Origin of the sequence: Streptomyces sp. NPDC059851 (assembly GCF_042732005.1) — a bacterium.
Lineage (GTDB): Bacteria > Actinomycetota > Actinomycetes > Streptomycetales > Streptomycetaceae > Streptomyces.
This window is the reverse complement of the sequence record NZ_JBHWJJ010000154.1, coordinates 1-18,968: the sequence shown is the minus strand read 5'-3', so window position 1 is coordinate 18,968 and position 18,968 is coordinate 1. Positions and strand designations below refer to the sequence as shown.

At 75.5% G+C, this 18,968-nt stretch carries 10 protein-coding genes; 3 read left to right on the top strand and 7 right to left on the bottom strand.

The annotated features are described in order from the left end of the window. On the bottom strand, positions 1–4,402 hold a 4,402-nt coding region (locus tag ACFV7Q_RS33615), incomplete at its 3' end, for a beta-ketoacyl synthase N-terminal-like domain-containing protein (protein ID WP_385434453.1). Between the two features lie 111 nt (positions 4,403–4,513). Beyond that, entirely contained in the window at positions 4,514–11,830 is a 7,317-nt protein-coding gene (locus ACFV7Q_RS33610) for an SDR family oxidoreductase (protein WP_385434451.1), read from the bottom strand. A 325-nt stretch (positions 11,831–12,155) separates the two neighbouring features. Between ACFV7Q_RS33610 and ACFV7Q_RS33605 the strand changes: the two genes are divergently transcribed. Together ACFV7Q_RS33605 and ACFV7Q_RS33600 are read left to right on the top strand one after the other, a co-directional pair. Beyond that, positions 12,156–12,299: a hypothetical protein gene (locus ACFV7Q_RS33605; protein WP_385434449.1), complete on the top strand. Its 144-nt coding sequence runs from the start codon at positions 12,156–12,158 to the stop codon at positions 12,297–12,299. Between the two features lie 392 nt (positions 12,300–12,691). Beyond that, positions 12,692–13,816: a S8 family serine peptidase gene (locus ACFV7Q_RS33600; protein WP_385434447.1), complete on the top strand. Its 1,125-nt coding sequence runs from the start codon at positions 12,692–12,694 to the stop codon at positions 13,814–13,816. Positions 13,817–13,964: 148 nt separating this feature from the next. Here ACFV7Q_RS33600 and ACFV7Q_RS33595 read toward each other — a convergent pair whose 3' ends face one another. The 5 genes from ACFV7Q_RS33595 to ACFV7Q_RS33575 form a co-directional block, all read right to left on the bottom strand. Continuing rightward, positions 13,965–14,726 carry an AMP-binding protein gene (locus tag ACFV7Q_RS33595; RefSeq protein WP_385434445.1) on the bottom strand — a complete coding sequence of 254 codons (762 nt, stop codon included), beginning with the start codon at positions 14,724–14,726 and terminating at the stop codon, positions 13,965–13,967. A gap of 169 nt (positions 14,727–14,895) precedes the next feature. Beyond that, the gene (locus ACFV7Q_RS33590; RefSeq protein ID WP_385434443.1) at positions 14,896–15,480 is read right to left on the bottom strand and encodes a ferredoxin; all 585 of its coding nucleotides are present in this window, start codon (positions 15,478–15,480) and stop codon (positions 14,896–14,898) included. 133 nt (positions 15,481–15,613) lie between these two features. After that, on the bottom strand, positions 15,614–15,964 hold the full coding sequence (locus tag ACFV7Q_RS33585) for a hypothetical protein (RefSeq protein WP_385434441.1): 351 nt from the start codon (positions 15,962–15,964) through the stop codon (positions 15,614–15,616). A 290-nt stretch (positions 15,965–16,254) separates the two neighbouring features. Beyond that, a complete protein-coding gene (locus tag ACFV7Q_RS33580) occupies positions 16,255–17,415 on the bottom strand; it encodes a peptidoglycan-binding protein (protein ID WP_385434439.1) in 1,161 nt (386 codons plus the stop codon). A 368-nt stretch (positions 17,416–17,783) separates the two neighbouring features. Continuing rightward, positions 17,784–18,218 (bottom strand): DUF1707 domain-containing protein, encoded by a 435-nt coding sequence (locus ACFV7Q_RS33575; protein ID WP_385434437.1) that lies wholly within the window; start codon positions 18,216–18,218, stop codon positions 17,784–17,786. Positions 18,219–18,277: 59 nt separating this feature from the next. Here ACFV7Q_RS33575 and ACFV7Q_RS33570 point away from each other — a divergent pair. Further along, positions 18,278–18,968, top strand: a 691-nt coding sequence (locus ACFV7Q_RS33570; protein ID WP_385434435.1) for a TetR/AcrR family transcriptional regulator, incomplete at its 3' end; no start/stop codon positions are given.

Below are 18,968 nucleotides of genomic sequence, written 5' to 3'. Positions count from 1 at the left end.
GGCGTCCGGCGCGGGCGAGCGCGACGCCCGCCTCGGCGCGGTGCGCCAACGACACCTCCAGCGGCGGCAGCGTACGGCCGTGCCGCCCGGTGACCCGGGGCCGTCCCGACGATTCGTTGTCCACGAGGAGTTCGGCGGGGAAGACGGGGCCCTCGCCGGCGTCCCACAGCAGGGCGCGCACGGCGTCCTTGGCGGCGATCCGGCCCAGCAGCCACTGCCGACGGCCGCGCGGCGGCCTGGCGGCGTAGGCGGCACGCTCGGGGCCGCCCAACGCATTGCGCATGATCAACTCGCGGGAGGCGAGATCGGGCCAGCGCTCGAACACCAGCGACCAGCCGCCGGGCATGGCCGCCGAGAGCGTGTTGCGGTCGGGGAAGCGTTCCACCGGCCGGGTGTGCGGATCGTTGTCGAAGCGGCGGTCCTGCCAGCCGGTCAGCTCCGCCCACACCCGACCCGCCACGGTGAGTACCGCATCGGCCTCCAGGACCTCCTCCGTGAGGGAGACGATGCGCACCAGGCACTCCACCCGTGTGCCGGGCCGCGGTGCCCGGCCGAAGAAGCGCACGTGGCCCATCCGCACGGGGAAGACCACGGTCCGGTCGGTGCGGGTCGCCATGATCCAGTAGCCGAGGACCTGCCCGACGTTGTCCAGCAGCGCCCCCGGCGCGCGCGGTGTGGTGAGGGTGGCCCGCACGTGCCGGTCGCCGATGCCGGTGAGCCCGCTCATGCCCTGGTAGGCCGGACCGTGGAACATCCAGCGCTCGCGGTAGACCTGCTCGGCGGTGTGCTCGGGCACCCGCTCGGAAGCGGGGTCGGGCGGCCCGGGCGGCAGCGGCGCCGCTGTGGGGTGGCGGGCGGCCAGTTCCACGACGGCGCGAGCGTGCGGCCCGAACGACACGGCCATCCGACCCGGCCCGCACGGGGTGACGGTGACCTCGACGTCCACCGGCTCGGCCGCCGTCAGCCACCGGTCGAAGCGGGCGTCGTGCACCGCCACGGCCACCCGTCCCGGTACGGCCCGCTCCGCCGCCGCCGTCATGTGCGCCACGATCGTCGTCGCCGGTACCACCGGCCAGCGGTCCGCGACCTCGGGCCAGTCCGCACGCTGTGGAAAGAAGCAGTGGTCCAGCAGGTACGGCATGTCCTCCACCGAGATCCGCACCGTCTCGCGCCGGGCGGAACCGGTCGTGCCGGACCGGGGCGCGGCCGGGACGGGTGACGGTCCGGGCGGCACGGGGGGCGTGGGGGGTGTGGACGGCAGCCGTCCGCGAGCGGCGGGCACCGGCCCCCGGCCCGGTCGTGCGGCGGGCGCCGGTGCCGGGCGGCGTACGGGCGCGGCCGGACGGGGTGCGGTGAGCAGCGCGGCGGCGGCCCGTGCGGCCTGTGCGGTCTCCTGCAGCAGAGCCGACAACTCCGCCGCCACCGGACCGGCCCCGGCGGACGGGACGCCCGCCGCCGGGCGGGCGGCACCAGGCGTGGCGTCCGGTGGCACCTGCACAGCAGCGGCGGAGGAGGGGGAGGAGGGAGGGAAGGCGGAAGGGGTGGGGGAGGGGCACGGGGTGAGGGCGGGACGGGCCGAGGGCGGCAGGCTCACCAGCGCGCCGCCGAGGTCCAGCCGGACCGGACGCCCCGGTCGGGGACGGACGGAGCCGGACGGACCGGCGTACCCGGACGCTCCAGGCGCGTCCACCGCCTGCGGGCCGGTGTCGGCGCCCGCCGTCCACAGGGCGGTGGCCACCCGACGGAGCTGGGCCAGCCCTCCGCGTCGAGGGTGGTCGGCGACCGCCACCAGGTGGTCCCGACCGGCCAGCGTGTCCCCCACCAGGGAGCCGAGCTGCCCGGGTCCCGCCTGGACGAAGACGCGGAAGCCGGCTCCGTACAGTGACTCGGTCAGCAGGCGGAAGCGGACCGGTTCGAGCAGGTGGCGGACGAACAGCTCCCGGATCGCCGCCTCGTCGGCCGGGAACGGCGCCCCCGTGGTGCCGGACCAGACCGGGGTGTGCGGCACGCGCAGCGGCAGCCGTTCGGCAGCTTCCCGGAACGGACCGGTGCAGGGGGCGAGCATCGGAGTGTGGAAGCCGGAGCGGAACGGCAGCGTGCGCACCAGTACGCCCTCGGCGCGCAGCGCGGTGGCGAACCGCTCGACCGCTGCGGGCGGTCCGCAGACCATGCACTGGTTGGGGGCGTTGTCGTGCGAGACGACCACCCCCGGGTGTTCTCCGGCGGCCAGCCGTCCGGCCACCCGGTCGACGTGCGCGCCGACCGCCGCGTACGCCAGGTCGGCGGCCCTGACCGTCTGCGGGTCCCAGGCGGCGATGAACGCGTCCACCGCCTCCTCCTCGTACAGCCCGCCCGCGACCATCGCCGTCCACTCGCCGACGCTGTGCCCGGCGACCGCGTCCGGGACGATGCCGATGCGGCGCAGTGCGGTGTCCAGCAGGCGGCCGACGGCGACGACGCCGAGCCCGTGCAGTCCCAGCGGTGCGGCTCCACCCCGGCCGCCTGGTCCGTCCGCTCCGTCCGGGCCGTCGCGTTCGTCCGGTCCGTCCGGTCCGCCGCCCGGGGCCGGGCCGGGGGCGGCCGGCGGTCGGGGCAGGCCGAACCGGTCGGCGACATCGTCGACCCGGGGGGCGAAGTCGGCTTCCAGGCCGGGGAAGAGGAAGACCGTCCTGCCGGCCTCGGGCGCGCCGGCGCCGAGCAGCGGGCGCGGCCGGAACCACACGTCGCCGCGCCCGTGCCACGGTTCGCCCTTGGCAACGGCCCGCCGGGCCAGCGCCAGCCGCTTCGGGGTGGGGTCGACGATCCCCAGCCGTACCGGCCCGGCCCCCGCCCCCGCCTCAGCCCCGGTGGGGACCCCGCCCGGCGATCCCGGCGCCCCGCGCCCGTCGAGGAGTTCCGCAAGGGCGTCGGACGTCGTGGCAGCCAGGAGCAGTACCCGCTCCGGCTCCTCGACCACCGCTCGCTCCCGCGGCGCGGGCGGGGTGGGTGGGGCTGCCGGTACGGTGTCCGCGCCGTGCGGGGCCTGTTCGAGGACGACGTGCGCGTTGATCCCGCCGAACCCGAACGCGTTCACCGCCGCCCGGCGCGGCCCGCCGTCCGGCCCTGCCTCCCAGGGCTCCGCCTGCGCGAGCGGCCGGAAGCGGGTCCCGGCCAGGGCGGGATGCGGGTCCTCACAGTGCAGGGTCGGCAGCAGCACCCCGTGGTGGACGGCGAGTGCCGCCTTGACGAGCCCGGCGACCCCCGCGGCGGGCATGGCGTGCCCGATCATGGACTTCACGGACCCGATGACGGGCCGGTGCGCCGCGCGTCCCGACTCCGGCGGGCCGAACACCTCGCGCACGGTGGCCAGTTCAGCGGCGTCGCCGGCCGGGGTGGCCGTGCCGTGCGCCTCCAGCAGCCCCAACGAGCCCGGCGCGGCGGGGTCCAGGCCCGCGGCTCGCCAGGCCGCCCGCACCGCTCGTGCCTGCCCGGCCGGGTCGGGGTTCACCAGGCCCGAGCCACGGCCGTCGCTGCTGACCCCCGTACCGCGGATCACGGCGTAGACCCGGTCGCCGTCACGTTCCGCGTCGGCGAGGCGCTTGAGCACGACCACACCGGTGCCCTCACCGATGAGGAGCCCGTCGGCGCCACGGTGGAAGGGGCGGATCCGCTCGCTGGGCGAGAGGGCGCGCAGCTGCGAGAAGACGCTCCACAGGGTGATGTCGTGGCAATGGTGCACGCCTCCGGCCAGCATCAGGTCGCACCGACCGGCGGCCAGCGCGGCGACCGCCTGGTCCACGGCCAGCAGCGACGACGCGCACGCGGCGTCGATCGTGTAGGCGGGCCCCCGCAGGTCCAGCCGGTTGGCGACCCGCGAGGCGGCCAGGTTGGGCACGAGCCCGATGGCGTCCTCCGGTCGGTCGGGACCCAGGCGCTCGGTGAACGCCGCCCGCACCCGCTCCAGTTGCTCCGCATCCAGACCCGGCACCAGTTCGCCGAGGGTGTGCACCAGCTGGCGGGCGGTGCGGACGCGCTGGTCGAGGCGGACCAGGCCGGGGGTGAGGTAACCGCCGCGCCCCAGGACGATCCCGATGCGGTCGCGGTCGGGCAGCCGGTCGGGGCCGCCGGCGTCGGCCAGCGCGTTCGCCGCCACGTGCAGCGCGATCAGCTGGTCCGGTTCGGTGCCGGCCACGGAGGACGGCATGACGCCGCAGCGGGTGACGTCCACCTCCGCGACGGCGTCCACGAACCCGCCGCGCCGGCAGTACACGCGGTCGGCCGCCGCCTGCTCCGGTGCGCTGCCGGGGTGGTAGTAGGCGGCGTCCCAACGTTCGGGCGGCACCTCGCCGATGAGGTCCGCGCCCGCGCACAGGTTGCGCCAGTACGACGCCAGGTCGGGCGCGCCCGGCAGCAGCACGGCCATGCCGGTGATGGCGACGGGTACGTAGGGGACTGGGGGACCGGGGGGACGGCGGGGGCAGGGGGAACGCCGGGGGTGGAGGGGGCGCCGGACCCGTGCGGAGGGCGGGTCACGTCACCACTCCGAGGCGCTCAGGACGACGGCGCGCTCCGCCGGGTCTCCCCACGCGAGCTCCCGCAGCAGGGCCAGCGCCCCCTCCTCGGGATCGATCAGCCGGATCCCGCGCCGGGCGTAGTGCCGGGCCAGTTCCGGGCCGACCATGCCGCTGTGGCCCTCGGAGGGGGCCCACGGCCCCCAGTGCACGGTCAGCGCGCGCCGCCCGGTGCGGGCCGCCCAGGCGGCGCCGTACGCCTCCAGCGCGTCGTTGGCCGCGGCGTAGTCGGCTTGGCCGCGGTTGCCGAGGACGGCCGCGATGCTGCCGAACAGGACGGCGAACGACAGCCGTTCGGCCTGCGGAAGCTCCTCGACCGCGGCGAGCAGCGCGGCCGCGCCCTCCGTCTTGGTGCCGTGGACGCGGCGGAAGGACGCCTCCGACTTGTCCTTGATCAGTTGGTCCTCGATGACTCCGGCGGCGTGGATCACCCCGTCGATGCGGCCGTGCTCGGAGTGGATCTCCTTGAGGGCCTGGAGGACGGCGGCCGCGTCCCGGCAGTCGACGCTGCGGTACCGGCCCCGGCCCCCGGCGGCCCTTACGGCGTCCAGTGTCGCGGTGACCTCGCGCTGGGCCAGGATCAGGTCGGCGGCACCGTCGACGGCGGTGGGCGAGGCCCAACGGCCGGTACGGGCGAGCACGCCCCGCAGGGCGGTGCGGTCGGTTGCGGCGGCGGTCACCGGGTCCTCGGGCCCCGCGGGCACGGGGGTGCGGCCGAGGAGTTCGATCCGGCAGCGGGCGGCGGCCGCCAGCACGGCCACGCACCGTGCGGTGATCCCGCGGGCCCCTCCGACGACGACCACGACGCCGTCCCGGTCCAGCCCCAGGGCCTCCGCCTCCGCCACGCCGTCACCGGCCGGCCCCGCGCCGGTACGGGCGAGCGGGCCCAGCGGCGCCTCGGCGAGCACCGGCGCGAAGCGTCCGGCGGGCGTGCGCACGACCACGGGTTCGCTGCCGCCCGCCGGCAACTCCTCCAACAACGCGGCCGCAGCCGCCGCCGGCCCGGGAACCCCACCGGGGTCGAGCGCGACGCAGCGCACCGTGACGTCGGGGTACTCGCGGGCGGCGGACCGCAGCAGTCCGTCGGTCCCGGCCGCCCGCGCCCCGTACCCCGCCTCCCGGACGACCAGCAGGCGCCGGGGGGTACCGCGTAGGGCAGCCCGTACGACGGAGAAGCCTGCCGGCAGGAACGGTGGACCGCTGTTCCCGCCCAGTGCACCCAGTACGACGACACCGTCCACGGGCCCGTCCGTCGACGCTGCGAGGTCGGCGTCCGCCTGCTCCGCCTGCTCCACGTGCTCCACCTGCTCCGCCCGCGCACCGCGCGCGGCCAGCAGCGCACACAGTTCCGCGGCGGTCCCGCGCCAGGCGCCGGCGCCGTCACCGAGCAGCACCCACCGTGTGCCGGCGAGGTCCGCGGCCGTACCCGGCGTGCTCGCCAGCCGGGCGCGCCCCATCCGGTACCGCCGGGGCGCGGCCACGACCGGTTCGGCCGGACCGCCGGTTTTCGCCACCCGGTCGGACGGCCCGCGGTCGGAGGGCCAGCGGTCGGACGGCCCCTGGTCGGCGGCCTCGGCCGCGGCACCGGCATCGTCGCCCGTGCCGGCCGTGTCGGTGCCGGCCGTGCCGGAGGTCGTCGCATGGGCCACGAGCCACCGGGCGATCGCGGACGCGGTCCGAGCCCGCGTCAGTTCCTCCAGCTCAGCGTCGTCCAGCGCCGGCGGTACGGGGCCGCCGCCCGAGCCGCCGAGACGACGCGCGAGTTCACCCGCGATCTCGGCGCGCTTGATCGAGTCCACGCTCAGGTCGGCTTCCAGGTCGAGCCCCGGCTCGACCATGTCCAGGGGGTAGCCGGTCCGTTCGCTGATCAGCTCCAGGACCGCCCGCAGAACCGTTTCCTCGGTGAACTCCGCAGATTGGGGCGCGGGCCCGGAGGCATCCGGCGCACCGCCTCCCGGGACGGACGCCGCGCCGTACGGCTGCTCACGGTCCGGATGCACGCCCGCCGGAGGCGCCCCGTAGGCGGCCGACTCCGCGGGGCCCGGTGCACCCGCGCCGACCGTCAGCCCGGGCCCGTACTCCGGCAGCGGATCCGCCGCCTGAACGGTAGCGCCGGGGACCGTCCCGTCCGGCACGCCGAAGTACGCCAGCAGTACGTCGCGCTGCGCGGCGATGACCTCCCGGCTGCCGCGCAGGAACTCGGCGACCAGCACGTCCGGCCTGCCGGACGACGCCGCCGCCTCCTCACCGGGATCCGTCGTCACGGGTGCCTCCACGACTCGTCGGGCCGGCGCGAGGGCGCCGGCGAGCGGCTCGCCGGACGCGGTACGGACGAGGTGCCCGTCCACGGTCCAGCCGGGCGTGCGCGGGGCGACGGCCCGGTCGACGTCGACGGCGTCCCGGCCCCGGAACATCCAGTCGCTGACGACCGGCAGTCCGGCCGCCGCCAGCCGGGCGAGCGCGTCGAGGAAGCCCGCCAGGCCGCCGGTGGCTCGCGGTTCCACGGCGACGACCCGGTGCGGCCGGTCACCCAGGACGTCCGTGACGAGCCGGGTCAGCACCCGGCCGGGCCCGACCTCGACGAAGGTCCGGGCTCCCGCGCCGTACATCGCCTCGATCTGCGCCGCGAACCGCACCGGCGCCCCGATCTGTGCGGCCAGTTCCCCGCGCACCGCCCGGGCGCCGGGCTCGTAGGGGAGGGCGGTGCGGTTGGCCCACACCTCGAACTCGGGTTCGCGTAGCGGCAGTCCTTCCAAGACCCGGCCGAAGGCCGGCCCGGCGGCGGCCACGACCGGGCTGTGGAACGCGCATGCCACCGACAGCCGTTTCGCTGCGGTCCCGGCGTCCCGCAGCCGGCGCACCGCTGCCTCGACCGCGCGCGTCGGCCCCGACAGGACGCTCTGCCGCGGCGCGTTGTGGTTGGCGACGACCAGCCCGTCCGGCAGCGGTGGGCCGCCCAGTACCCGGCCGATGTCCTCCGGCGCGGCGGCCACTGCGGCCATGGCGCCGGGGTCGTCACCGGCCGCGTCCAGGATGGCCGCGGCGCGGGCGGAACTCAGCCGTGGCAGCACATCGGCGTCGATGACACCCGCGGCGCAGAGGGCGACCAGCTCGCCGTAACTGTGGCCGGCCGCCATGTCGGGCCGGATCCCGCAACGGGTCAGCAGTTCGTACGCCGCCAGCTCCACCATGCCCAGGGCCGGCTGCGCGGCCCGCGTGTCGGTGAGCGCCCGCCGCAGCTCCTCCCGGGCGGCGTCGTCGAAGGCGGCGGGCGGGTACAACGCCGCGACGACCCGGCGTTTCCCGTCCTCGTCCTCGTCCCCGTCCCCGCGCCCGCTACCGTTCCCGCGCCCGCTACCGATCCCGTCTCCGTTCCCGTCCGCGTCGGGGCCGAGCAGCCTGCCGAGGTCGGGGAAGGCGGTGAAGAGGTGGGCGGACATTCCGGGCCGCTGGCTGCCCTGTCCCGGGAACAGGAAGGCCGTACGCCCGACGTCCCCTCCTTCCTCGACCGCCCGGTACACCCGGCCTGCGACACCTGCGACGGCACCCCCACCCGCCTTCACCCGCGCATCCGCATCCGCCCGGGCTTCCGCCCCCGCAGGCGCACCCGGAGCCGCATCCGCCCCGTCGTCCGCCCCCACTGCCGCCCCCAGGAGGCGGCACAGGTCCTCGGTGTCCTCGGCGACGAACGCGATCCGGACGGTCCCGCGGGCCCGCGCCGCACGGTGGGACGCGGTTGCGGCAAGGTCGCGCAGCCGCCAGGGGGCGTCACCGCGCACGGCCGCGGCGGCCAGGTCCAGCAGCCCGGCTGCGGCGTGCCGGGCGGCCGCGGGGTCGGTTCCCCGGAACAGGAACAGTTCGGCCGGCCACTCGTCCCGGGCGTGCGCGGGTGGCGGCCCGTCCCCGCTGTGGGCGGCCAGCACCGCGTGGAAGTTGGTGCCGCCGAAGCCGAACGCGCTCACCCCCGCGTACCGCCGCTCCGGGGCGGCCGGCCACGGCAGCGCCTCCCGGTGGAAGACGAAGGGCCCGGCGCCGGCCCGCCAGGCGGGGTTCGGCCTCTCCACGTGCAGGGTGGGCGGCCGCACCCCGGTGTGCAGGGCCAGCGCGGCCTTGATGAGCCCGGCCAGTCCAGCCGCGCATTTCGTGTGGCCGATCTGCGACTTCACCGAGCCCAGCACGCAACTCCCGGCGCGGGAGCCCGCCTCGTCGAAGACCGCCGTCAGCACACCCAGTTCGGTGCGGTCACCGACCACGGTCCCGGTGCCGTGCGCTTCCACCAGACCGACCTCGGCGGGGGAGACGCCGGCGCCGCGGTACGCACGTTCCAGGGCGGCGCGCTGGCCCTCGGGCCTGGGAGCGGTGAGCCCGAGTGAGCGCCCGTCGCTCGAAGCGCCGACGGCCTTGATCACCCCGTACACGCGGTCCCCGTCCCGCTCGGCGTCCGCGAGGCGTTTGAGGACGATGCAGGCCACGCCCTCCCCGAGGACGATGCCGTCGGCCGCGTCGTCGAAGGCGCGGGACCGGCCGGTCGGGGACAGCGCGTGCACGGAGGTGAAGAGGGCGTAGTCGTTGATGCCGTTGTGCAGGTCCGCGCCCCCGCACAGCATCACGTCGCTGGTGCCGAGGACGAGCTCCTTGCAGGCCACGTCCACGGCCGCCAGCGAGGAGGCGCAGGCGGCGTCCACCGTGTAGTTGGGGCCGCGCAGGTCCAGGCGGTTGGCCACCCGGCCGGCGACGACGTTGGCGAGCAGACCGGGGAAGGTGTCCTCGGTGAGCCGGGGCAGCTGCTCGTCCAGACCCGCGGGGACGTGCCCGTAGTAGGAGGGCAGTACGGCCCGCAGCGTGGTGGCGTTGGACAGGTCGCTGCCTGCCTCGGTGCCGAACACCACCCCGGTCCGCGAGCGGTCGAAAGCGCGACCGCGACCGTCCCCACCGTAGCCGGCGTCCTCCAGGGCCCGCCGCGATGCTTCGAGCGCGAGCAGCTGCACCGGCTCGATGCTTCCGAGCGACGCCGGCGGGATGCCGTAGCGCAGTGGATCGAAGGGGATGCGGGGCAGGAAACCGCCCCATCTGGACGCGCTGGCCGGGCCGGCGCCGTCCGGGCCGGGGGAGCAGTGCACGTCGGGATCCCAGCGTTCCGGGGGCACCTCGGTGATCGCGTCGCGGCCGTCCAGCACCTGCGCCCAGAAGGCCGCCAGGTCCGGAGCCTGGGGGAACATGCAGGCCATGCCGACGATGGCCACGTCCAGCGGAGCGGATGCCGGGGTGCCGGCCTCGCCCCGTGCCGGTTCCCGTCCGGCCCGCAGGGCGTCGCGCCGCCGCTCAAGGAAGGCGGCGGCCCCGTCGGTGACGGCCGCGTGCAGTGCGTCGATGCTGGTGGTGGCACCGCGCAGCACGGCCACCTGGCCCGCCATGAACAGCCCCTCGGCGTACTGCCGGTCCTCGTCCACGGCGGCCAGGGCGCCGGCGCCGGTGCGTTCGATTCCCTTGCTCGCCAGCCGCAGTCGGCCGACGTTCAGCCGCTCCAGCCGCTCCCACGCCTCGCGGTCGGCGACGCCCTCCGCGCGCAGGCCCGCCGCCAGGTCCCGGAAGCCGTCGCTGAACGGGCTCGGGACGCACCGCGTGGCGTGCCCGGGAGCCGTCCGCAGCAGCGCGGTGGCTTCGGCGGCCAGCACCTGGCGCTGGAACAGGGGCCGTACGGCGCCGTGGGCGACGGCCTCCCGGGTGAACAGGTAGGCGGTGCCCATCAGCACGCCGACCGCACATCCACGTGCGGTGAGCGGCGCGGCCAGGGCCGCCACCATGGCGGCGGAGCGGGCGTCGTGCACACCGCCCGCGAAGAACACCTCGATGCCCGGCGCGGCGCCGGGATCCTCCGCCACGTGGTCGAGCAGGACCGCGATCTGGGCCTCCCACAGCGGGAAGCTGTTGCGCGGGCCGACGTGGCCCCCGCACTCGGCGCCCTCGAAGACGAACCGGCGCGCGCCCTCTCCCAGGTACTGGCGCAGCAGTCCGGGGGAGGGCACGTGCAGGAAGGTCCGGATGCCGTCGGCCTCCAGTGCCCTGGCCTGCGCGGGCCGCCCCCCGGCGATGATCGCGTGGCTGGGCCGGTGCGCCCGTACGGCTTCGAGCTGTGCGGTACGGGTCTCCTCCGGTGCGAAGCCGAGGATCCCCACCCCCCAGGGGCGGCCCCCCAGCGCTGCGGCCGCCCCGGCGAGCAGGGCGCCGGCCTGTTCACGGCCCGCGAGCGCCAGGGCGAGGAAGGGCAGGGCCCCGCCGTCGGAGACCGCGCGGGCGAAGTCCGCACCGTCGCTGACCCGGGTCATCGGGCCCTGGGCGACGGGCAACCGGGTTCCGAGTGCCCGGCTCATGGGTGACCCGGCGCCCAGGCTGCGGGCGGCGGTGTCGTCCTCGATCGCGGCCCGGACCGCGTCGATGACGGCGCGGACCGCGCCGGCGGCGTCGCGGTGTCGGTCGGCGAAGCGGGCGGCGAGGAAGGCGTCCTGCCCGACCGGCAGCAACTGGGTGTCCGGGTCGCGCCCGCCCAGCAGTTCGGCGATCCGGTCCTGGGCATCGGGCAGTTCCGCGGCGGGCGGGGTGCCGGGCCGGCGGCGGTGCAGGAAGCGGTGGCCGCCCAGCACGGTGGTCTCGGTGCCGTCCATCGACCGCAGGACGGTCGCCACGGACGCGGGGACCGCCGACTCCGCGAGGAGGGCCAGCTGGGTGTCGAGCACCACTCCCGCGGCGCCGCCGGCGACGGCTGCGGCGGCCGTGCCCGGCGCCATGCCCCCGCAGGCCCACACCGGTGGCCCGTCGGGGCCGGTGGCGTCGAGGAGCTGCTGCAGCAGCACGAAGGTACTCAGTTCGCCGATCCGGCCGCCGCATTCGCTGCCCCGGGCCACCAGGCCGTGCACGCCGTCGTCCAGGGCCGCCCGGGCCTCCGCCAGTCCCGTGACCTCGGCCAGCACCTGCACGCCGGACGGCAGGTCACCGCAGCGCACGTCCGTACCCGCACCGAGGAGCACGGTACGGGGCCCGCCGGGCGGCCCGCCGAGCAGTCCGGCCAGGTCCGCGGGGCGTAATCGGCACCGCGGCCCGACCCGTACGCCGTACCGTCCGGGGAGCCATTCCCGCAGCTCGCCGAGGGCTGCACGGGCGGCCCGGTCACCGGCTCCCAGATCCAGGACACCGAGTCCGCCGCCGCGGACGACCGCGGCCGCGAGGCGGGCGTCGGGTTCGGCGAAAGGGGTCAGTCCGATGACTTGCTCTGCCGGCGTCATAATTCTCCGAATGTGCGATGGCGTTGCCCGGTGGGGGAATTTCGGCCATGACAAAGGCCGCGGGAAGGCACGAGGTCGCGCGGGCCCGGAGTGGGAATTCGGGCCTTTCGGTGAACGAAGCGAAAATAGCGCCAAGTTACTGAAGGGTCAACGCTGAGTCGCTGATCCGAAGCCCCGACCGCGGACGTCCGGATCGGGCCGTGCGGAAACCGAGTGGCCCGCCCGACGGCGCGACGTGCACGCCCCGTCCCCGGGTACGGCACCCGGCGCCGCATGAGTACGTGTACTCATGCGGCGGTGCACCCGTCCGGGCGAGGTTGGACCCATGCACCAGTACGAATGGAAGCCGGCCGACTACCGCCGCGGCGTGGAGCTCTTCGGGATCGTCATCCTGGCCACCGCCGCGGCCCTCTTCGCCGCGGGAGCCATCGCCGCGACCTCCGTGATCCTGGCCCATGCCATCACCTGACGCACGGGGGACGCGGTCACCCGCCCCGTTCGCCGCCCGCTCCGCGGTCACGGATCTTCGCTACTGCATCGTGAAGTGGCGTAGATGTGTGGATGGTTCGAAGAGTGTGATCGTTCCGAGGGGCTGACGAGGAGATCTCCTTGAGAAAGCTTGTCGAACACCGCTGACGGCTCGGGCGGCCTTGAATCGCCTCTGCGAATCGGTCAGGGTTTCGAACCAGCCCCCGAAGATCCTTCGGCTCCAACGGGGTTGCACGACAACGCTTTGACGCCCCACACGTCAACACGAGGAGAACCCCCTTCATGTCACCTCACAGCCATGCCCGCACACGTTCGCGCGGCCTCCGGATCCTGGCAGTGACCGCGGGAGTCACCACCGCAGCAGGCGCCTGCATGCTGTTATCGCCCTTCGCCGGCGCGGCGTCACCCGCCGAGGGCACGGTGTACGGGCTCGGCGCCCCCGGAGCGCTCCCCGGCAGCTACATCGTCATCCTCGACCGGGACGCGGACAAGCAGGCCCTCGCCAAGAAGTACGGCGGCGAACTCAAGCGCACCTACACGTCCGCGGTCAACGGCTTCTCCGCGGCCGGGCTCTCGGAGACCGCAGCCAAGCGCCTCGCCGCCGACCCGGCGGTGGCCAAGGTCGTCCAGAACAAGAAGTTCTCCATCAACACCACCCAGAACGACCCGCCGTCCTGGGGGCTCGACCGCATCGATCAGACGGAGAAGGCCGGGGACAAGAAGTTCACCTATCCGGACGCGGGCGGGGAGGGCGTCACGGCGTACGTCATCGACACCGGCGTCCGGATCACCCACGAGGACTTCGGCGGCAGGGCCGAGCACGGCTTCGACGCAGTGGACAACGACCAGAGCGCCGACGACGGCAACGGGCACGGCACGCACGTCGCCGGGACCATCGCCGGCCGGTCGCACGGCGTGGCGAAGGCCGCGAAGATCGTCGCCGTCCGTGTCCTCGACGACGACGGTTCGGGTAGCACCGAGCAGGTCGTGGCCGGGATCGACTGGGTGACGCAGCACCACAGCGGCCCCTCGGTGGCGAACGTGAGCCTCGGGGGCGGCGCCGACGAGGCGCTCGACGAGGCCGTGCGCCGTTCGATAGCGGCGGGCGTCACCTTCGCGGTCGCCGCGGGCAACGACGCGAGCGATGCCGGGCAGGGCTCGCCCTCCCGCGTCCGGGAGGCGGTCACGGTCGCCTCCAGCACTGCCGCGGACGCCCAATCACCCTTCTCCAACTTCGGCTCCGTCGTGGACCTCTACGCACCCGGCTCGGACATCACGTCCACCTGGAACGACAGCGACACGGGCACGAAGACGATCTCCGGCACGTCCATGGCGACCCCGCACGTCACGGGGGCGGCCGCGCTGTACCTGGCCGGCCACAAGGACGCCACCCCCGCACAGGTCGCCGAGGCGCTCACTGCCGGTGCGACCCCCGGCAAGATCACCAACCCCAGCAGCGGGACACCGAACAAGCTGCTGAAGGTGACCGACCGCTAGCCGGCGGGCCCCGTCGGCCGCCGCAGGAGCACCGGGGCCGCCGCACCCGAGGGGGGATGCGGCGGCCCCGGCCCCGTGGGCCCTCGGGAACCGACTACGCCACCCGCGGCGCGGTACCGGCCATGCGGCCACGCCCCGCCCCGCCCCGTTACCGGGAATCTTGCAGAAAGCCCCGGCGTTCACGCCGGGGAGGAATGCCGTCGGGCGAGAGCGGGCGACCCTGCGTGGCCAGTACGGTCTCGTCCGGGTCGGACGGCCGGGTGAGCGTGAGCGGCCCCTCGGCCGTGTCGAAGACCTGCTGCAGGCGGCAGCCCCCTCCGGGGGCCGTCGGTCCCGCGGTCGCCCCGTCCGGGCCGGTACCGCGGATCTGGACGAGACGCAGACTGGTCATGTCGGCCCGGACCGTGGGAAGTGCGTCGCGCCAGAGCCGGGCGACAGCGGGAACCAGCGACGTGATGGTGACCCGTTCCCGTTCGATGAGCGGGAGGCATTCGGCTGGTCCCGGGTTCTCGACCAGGACGACGGTGCCGCCGACGGAGAGGATTCCGACGATGCCGGGGCAGCCGAACGTGCAGTTCGACCCGGCGGGCAGGGCGGCGAGGTACACGTCGTTCTCGGTGAGCGGGACCAGTTCGGCGGCGGCCCGCGCCTGGTAGGCGTAGTCGTCGTGGGTGCGCGGAACGAGCTTGGGCGCCGTGGTGGTGTCGTCGGAGAGCAGGAGGAACGCCACCCGGTCGGCGCGTTGCGCGAGCGCAGCCTCGGGCGGGGCGTCGACGGAGTCCAGCGGGAAGTAGTGGCAGCCCGACGGGTCCGTCGCGACCCCGCCGTACGGGGGCGGGGCGGCGCCCGGCGCTTCGAAGGTGAACACCCGTCGTAGGAGGGGCCACCGGGCCGCGATGTCCGCCGCCATCGCCGTGTGGTCGAAGCCCCGGTACGTCGAGGGGCCGACGAAGCCGACTGCGCGCCGGAGCGGCGCGGTGCCGGGGGCGTACCGGTCAGGGCGCTCAAGCCGCGGCGTGCGGGGACCGTCGGGCCGGGTGTCCCGCGCTCGCGGGACGGGACGACTGCCGCGGCAGCGCCTATGCGCCGAGCTCCGGCAGATGCTCACCGGGGCTGGCCGGGCGGCCCTCGGCCAGCCAGAACGTGTAGTCGCGCAGGTAATCCCCGAGGCCCCGGTTCAGGTGGGCGAGGTACGCCCGCGCGCCGGCGGCGGTGTCCCGGAGCGCCTCGTGCTCGGAGGTCGCCCACTCGCCCCACCCCACGCGCGCGGCCCATTCCCGGGCCCTGCCGCGGTCGCGCCACCACTCGCGGACCAGCTCCGGCGTCCAGTGGGCGTCGCCGTCGCCGCCGTACCCCGCGAAGGGGTCGCATTCCGCGGCGCAGGTCAGCTCGTGGACCTCGACCGCCCGGACGGGCTGACGGTAGACGAACTCGGAGCCGTACTCGTCCTCGTACGCGACGTTGCGGGGCGCGCACTGCCGCCCGGTGAAGCAGTTGTCGGTGTTGGCCGTGTAGAAGGGGCCCGGGACGTTCCGCCAGTCCCGGCTCTCCCACCCGTCGGGCGCGGGCCCGGACCAGTCGTGCCCCACCAGGTCGCCCCGCCACAGGGGATGGGGCTCGCCCACCAGCGCGCGGACGGTCGGTATCGGGTCCCAGTACGTCATGTCCGCAGGATGTCAGACGGCCGGCCGGGGCAGCGGATGGGGCGTCGGACCAGCAGCTGCGAGGTGTCCTGCTCGGAGTCGGAGACGAAGGGGCGGGCGGCGCGACCGGCCCGCCCCTCCGCTCGCGTGGCGATCAGGCGATGGCGAGGCGTACCTGCGCATCCTTCGTGCCCTTGAAGGTGAACGAGAACTGCTCCCGCACCCCCGAGCTGCACGCGGACTTCGTCTCGTAGGCGCCGTTGCCGGCGTTGATGCGGACGAGGGCGCACTTGCCGTCGACGCGGGTGTCCTGGAGCCAGCCGGACACCTTCACGTTGTTGCCGGAGCAGCTCAGGGTCCAACTGGCCGACGCCCCGTCGATCACCGGGGACGCGGAGGAGGGGCAGGTGGCCGCGCTCGCCGGGCCGGCGGCGCCGAGGGCCAAACCCCCGGCGAGGACGGCGGCCGAGACGGCGGACGCGAGGGTCTTGCGGACAGCAGACATGGGTGCCCCCTTCGGGCGGTGTGCTGACGGGAAGCGGACCGGGACCAGGGCCTGGACCCGTCCCCCGCCGAAAGGGGTGGGTCGTCCGGGACTGCCGGGCCGCGGAACCAGCATGGTGGGGGCGGCCGGGTGGCGGAAGTGGATCCCCGCTGCCTGCCCAGGCGCATCGATGCATGCCGCATGCAGGCGCCTGACCTGCGGTTATGACTCTGCCTGGCGCTCGTGGACGGGAGCTCCCGCCAGCGAGCCGGGGGCGGCGCTGTGTCCGGGGGTAGGCGTGGGTTCCGTACTCACAGGGGAGCGGTGGGCGTCGGGTTGGTGGTCCTCTGGTACGCCGGTGCCTTGACGGGCGGGAGCTGTTGCACCAGCAGGGCCAGCCAGGTGTCCACGGTCACCCGCCCCGTCACGGGCAGCGCGTGGGTGCGCTGGAAGAACTTCACGTCCTCGGCGGTGGCCGCGGTGAACTTCCCCGACACGGCTGTGCCGCCCTGCCCCACGTTGTTCAGGAGCTCCTGCACGGCCCGCACCTCGGACGCACCGGATCCGGGTCCCACCTCCTTCACCAGCTCCGGCCAGGTCCGCGCGCCCACCTTGCCGTCGGCCGGCAGGTCGTGCCGCCGCTGGAAGTCCATGACGGCGTCCCGGCTGTCCTGCCGGAAGACCCCGTCCGCCAGCACCTCGTAGCCGTGTGCGTGCAGGAGGTGCTGCAGGGCGCGGCCACGGGTGAACTGGTCCTCCTCGCCCATGACCAGCAACGGCCACTCGTACGGTGTCCTGCCCGCGGGAGCGGCCCCGGCCGCACCGTCGGCCGCAGCCCCGCCGCCGCGCGCGGAGAGCCCTTCGTGGACGACCATTCCCAGGGCGAACGCGAGAACCACGGCCGCCGTGACCAACACCGGCCGGAACCAACGGGAACGGTGCCCGCCGGGAGCTCCCGGGTCACCTGAGCCCCGCGGAGCAGCGGTACCGGGGCGGCCGACATCGGCACCCTCCTCGCCCGAGCCGGAGCCGGAGCCGGAGCCGGAGCCGGAGCCGGAGCCCGAGCCCGAGCCCGAGCCGGAGCCGGACTCGGGAGCGGGTGGCCCGTCGCATCCGTCCGGGGCTCCCGCCGGCGTGGTGTGTTCCCCTCCAGCGGCGGGGGCCGGTGGACGGCCGTTCCCCAGCAGCGCGGCCCGGCACAGCGCCCGCGCCCGTTCGAGCTCGGCCGCCGGGGCCCGTAACCGGGAGTGCAGGGCCTCCACCACCCGCAGGGGGGCGGTCGACGGGTGTTCGGGGTTCAGGTACCGCGAGAGCGTCGTCTGGTCGACGCCCAACTTCACGGCCAGCGCCTGCTGGGTGGGCCGACCGCCACCGGACGGGCTTCCGGCCTCCTCCCACCAGCGGCGCAGCATCCGCGCCAGCTGCACCCCCGCGCTCTCCTCCAGGTCCTTGCCGCCGCTCTCCTGCGTCATCTCCGTGCCCCTCCCCGTCGTCGTGCGGAACAGTCGGGGCCCGCACCGCCTGCATGGCGGCATAACAGCAGGTCAGGTCTGTGCATACCGGCAGCGTCCGTGCATCGGCCCCAGCGGCGCCGATCGTAACGACGCGGCCGCGGCATCCGGCACGGCCGTGTACGGGCCGAGGACGCCCCTCGTCCGGCTCCGGCCGTTCCATGGCCGTGAGACGAAGCCGCCCCGGCCCCCGGGGAGGACCGGACCGGTGACCCCGGCCGACGGCGTGCGTTCACCCGGACGAGTGCGCGGAGCAGTGCCCAGCGGCCCGCCGGGCGACGGGCGGCTCGACACGGATGTGGCCGCCGGGCCGGGCCGTGGGGATCCGGTCAGTCCCTGCCGCCCTCGTGGCGGGGCCAGATCGCCACGGCGACGAGGACGGCCGCCCACACCCCGAGCGGGGCGACCGGCCAGTAGTACGTCAGCTCCCCCTTCTGCAGGCAGCGCACGCCCCAGACGGCCGACATGAGGACCAGTCCGCCGAGCCAGTACCGCCACTCCGCGAGCCACTCCGCAAGGTCCTTGCGGTCCTGCTCGGCCCGTTCGGCCCGCGTCGGTTTCGGGGCCGGCAGGTCGGCGGTGAGGACGCCGAGGTCGTCGGCGGTGCGTGCCCGCAGGGCCGCTTGGGCCCGGCTCGCGTGCTCCTGCACGTCGAGCCGGCCTTCGGCCAGTGCCCCGGCCAGGATGCCGAGGGCCCGGTCGCGGTCGGCGTCCGAAACCCGCACGGCAGGTGCGGAGGCTGCGCTGTCGTGGTGGTCGTCCATGGTCTTCCCCCTTCGTCGTTAGAATACGACTGTATCTCAAAGAAGGAGGGTGGCCGCCCGTGCCCAAGACCGTCGACCGGCCCGAGCAGCGCCGGCAGATCGGCGCCGCGCTGCTGCGGCTCGCCGCCGAGCGCGGCCTGGACCAGATCAGCGTGCGCACCGTGGCCGCGGCCAGCGGCCGGTCCGCCGGTGCCGTGCAGAAGTACTTCCGCTCCAAGGAGGAGATGCTGGTCTTCGCCGCAGAACTCGCCGGCGAGCGCGTCGAGGAGCGGATGGCGCTCGTGGACGCCGGCCTGCCGCTGCGCCGGGCGTTGCGCGAGCTGGTCCTCACCACGCTCCCACTGGACGAGGAACGCCGCGCCGAAGCCGCCGCACAGCTCGCCTTCGCCGTGCAGGCGGCGCACCACCCCCGCCTCGCCGCGATCCGGCACCGGGTCGACCGCGAGGTCAGGGAAGCCCTCGCGGCATGGCTCGACGGCGCCGGCTGCCCCCGCGCCGGAGCCACCGCCGACGCCGTCATCGCGCTCAGCGACGGGCTCACGCTGAGGATGCTCTACGCCCCGGACGAGCAGGCCTCACTCCTCGACGCCCTGGACCACGCCATCGACGTTCTGGTACCGGACGTGGGGCCGGGGCCCAGGGACGGCGCCCCGCGGCCCCCCGCCCCCCCCCCCCCCCCCCCCCCCCCCCCCCGGCGGGGCGGCGGACCCCCCCCCCCCCCCCCACCACACCGGCACCCCCCCCCCCCCC

Bases quoted from the DNA above. Each gene is read 5' to 3' on its own strand.
- ACFV7Q_RS33605 (WP_385434449.1), top strand. From the start codon at position 12,156: ATGCACCAGTACGAATGGAAGCCGGCCGACTACCGCCGCGGCGTGGAG.
- ACFV7Q_RS33610 (WP_385434451.1), bottom strand. From the start codon at position 11,830: ATGACGCCGGCAGAGCAAGTCATCGGACTGACCCCTTTCGCCGAACCC.
- ACFV7Q_RS33600 (WP_385434447.1), top strand. From the start codon at position 12,692: ATGCTGTTATCGCCCTTCGCCGGCGCGGCGTCACCCGCCGAGGGCACG.
- ACFV7Q_RS33590 (WP_385434443.1), bottom strand. From the start codon at position 15,480: ATGACGTACTGGGACCCGATACCGACCGTCCGCGCGCTGGTGGGCGAG.
- ACFV7Q_RS33585 (WP_385434441.1), bottom strand. From the start codon at position 15,964: ATGTCTGCTGTCCGCAAGACCCTCGCGTCCGCCGTCTCGGCCGCCGTC.
- ACFV7Q_RS33595 (WP_385434445.1), bottom strand. From the start codon at position 14,726: ATGGCGGCGGACATCGCGGCCCGGTGGCCCCTCCTACGACGGGTGTTC.
- ACFV7Q_RS33580 (WP_385434439.1), bottom strand. From the start codon at position 17,415: ATGACGCAGGAGAGCGGCGGCAAGGACCTGGAGGAGAGCGCGGGGGTG.
- ACFV7Q_RS33575 (WP_385434437.1), bottom strand. From the start codon at position 18,218: ATGGACGACCACCACGACAGCGCAGCCTCCGCACCTGCCGTGCGGGTT.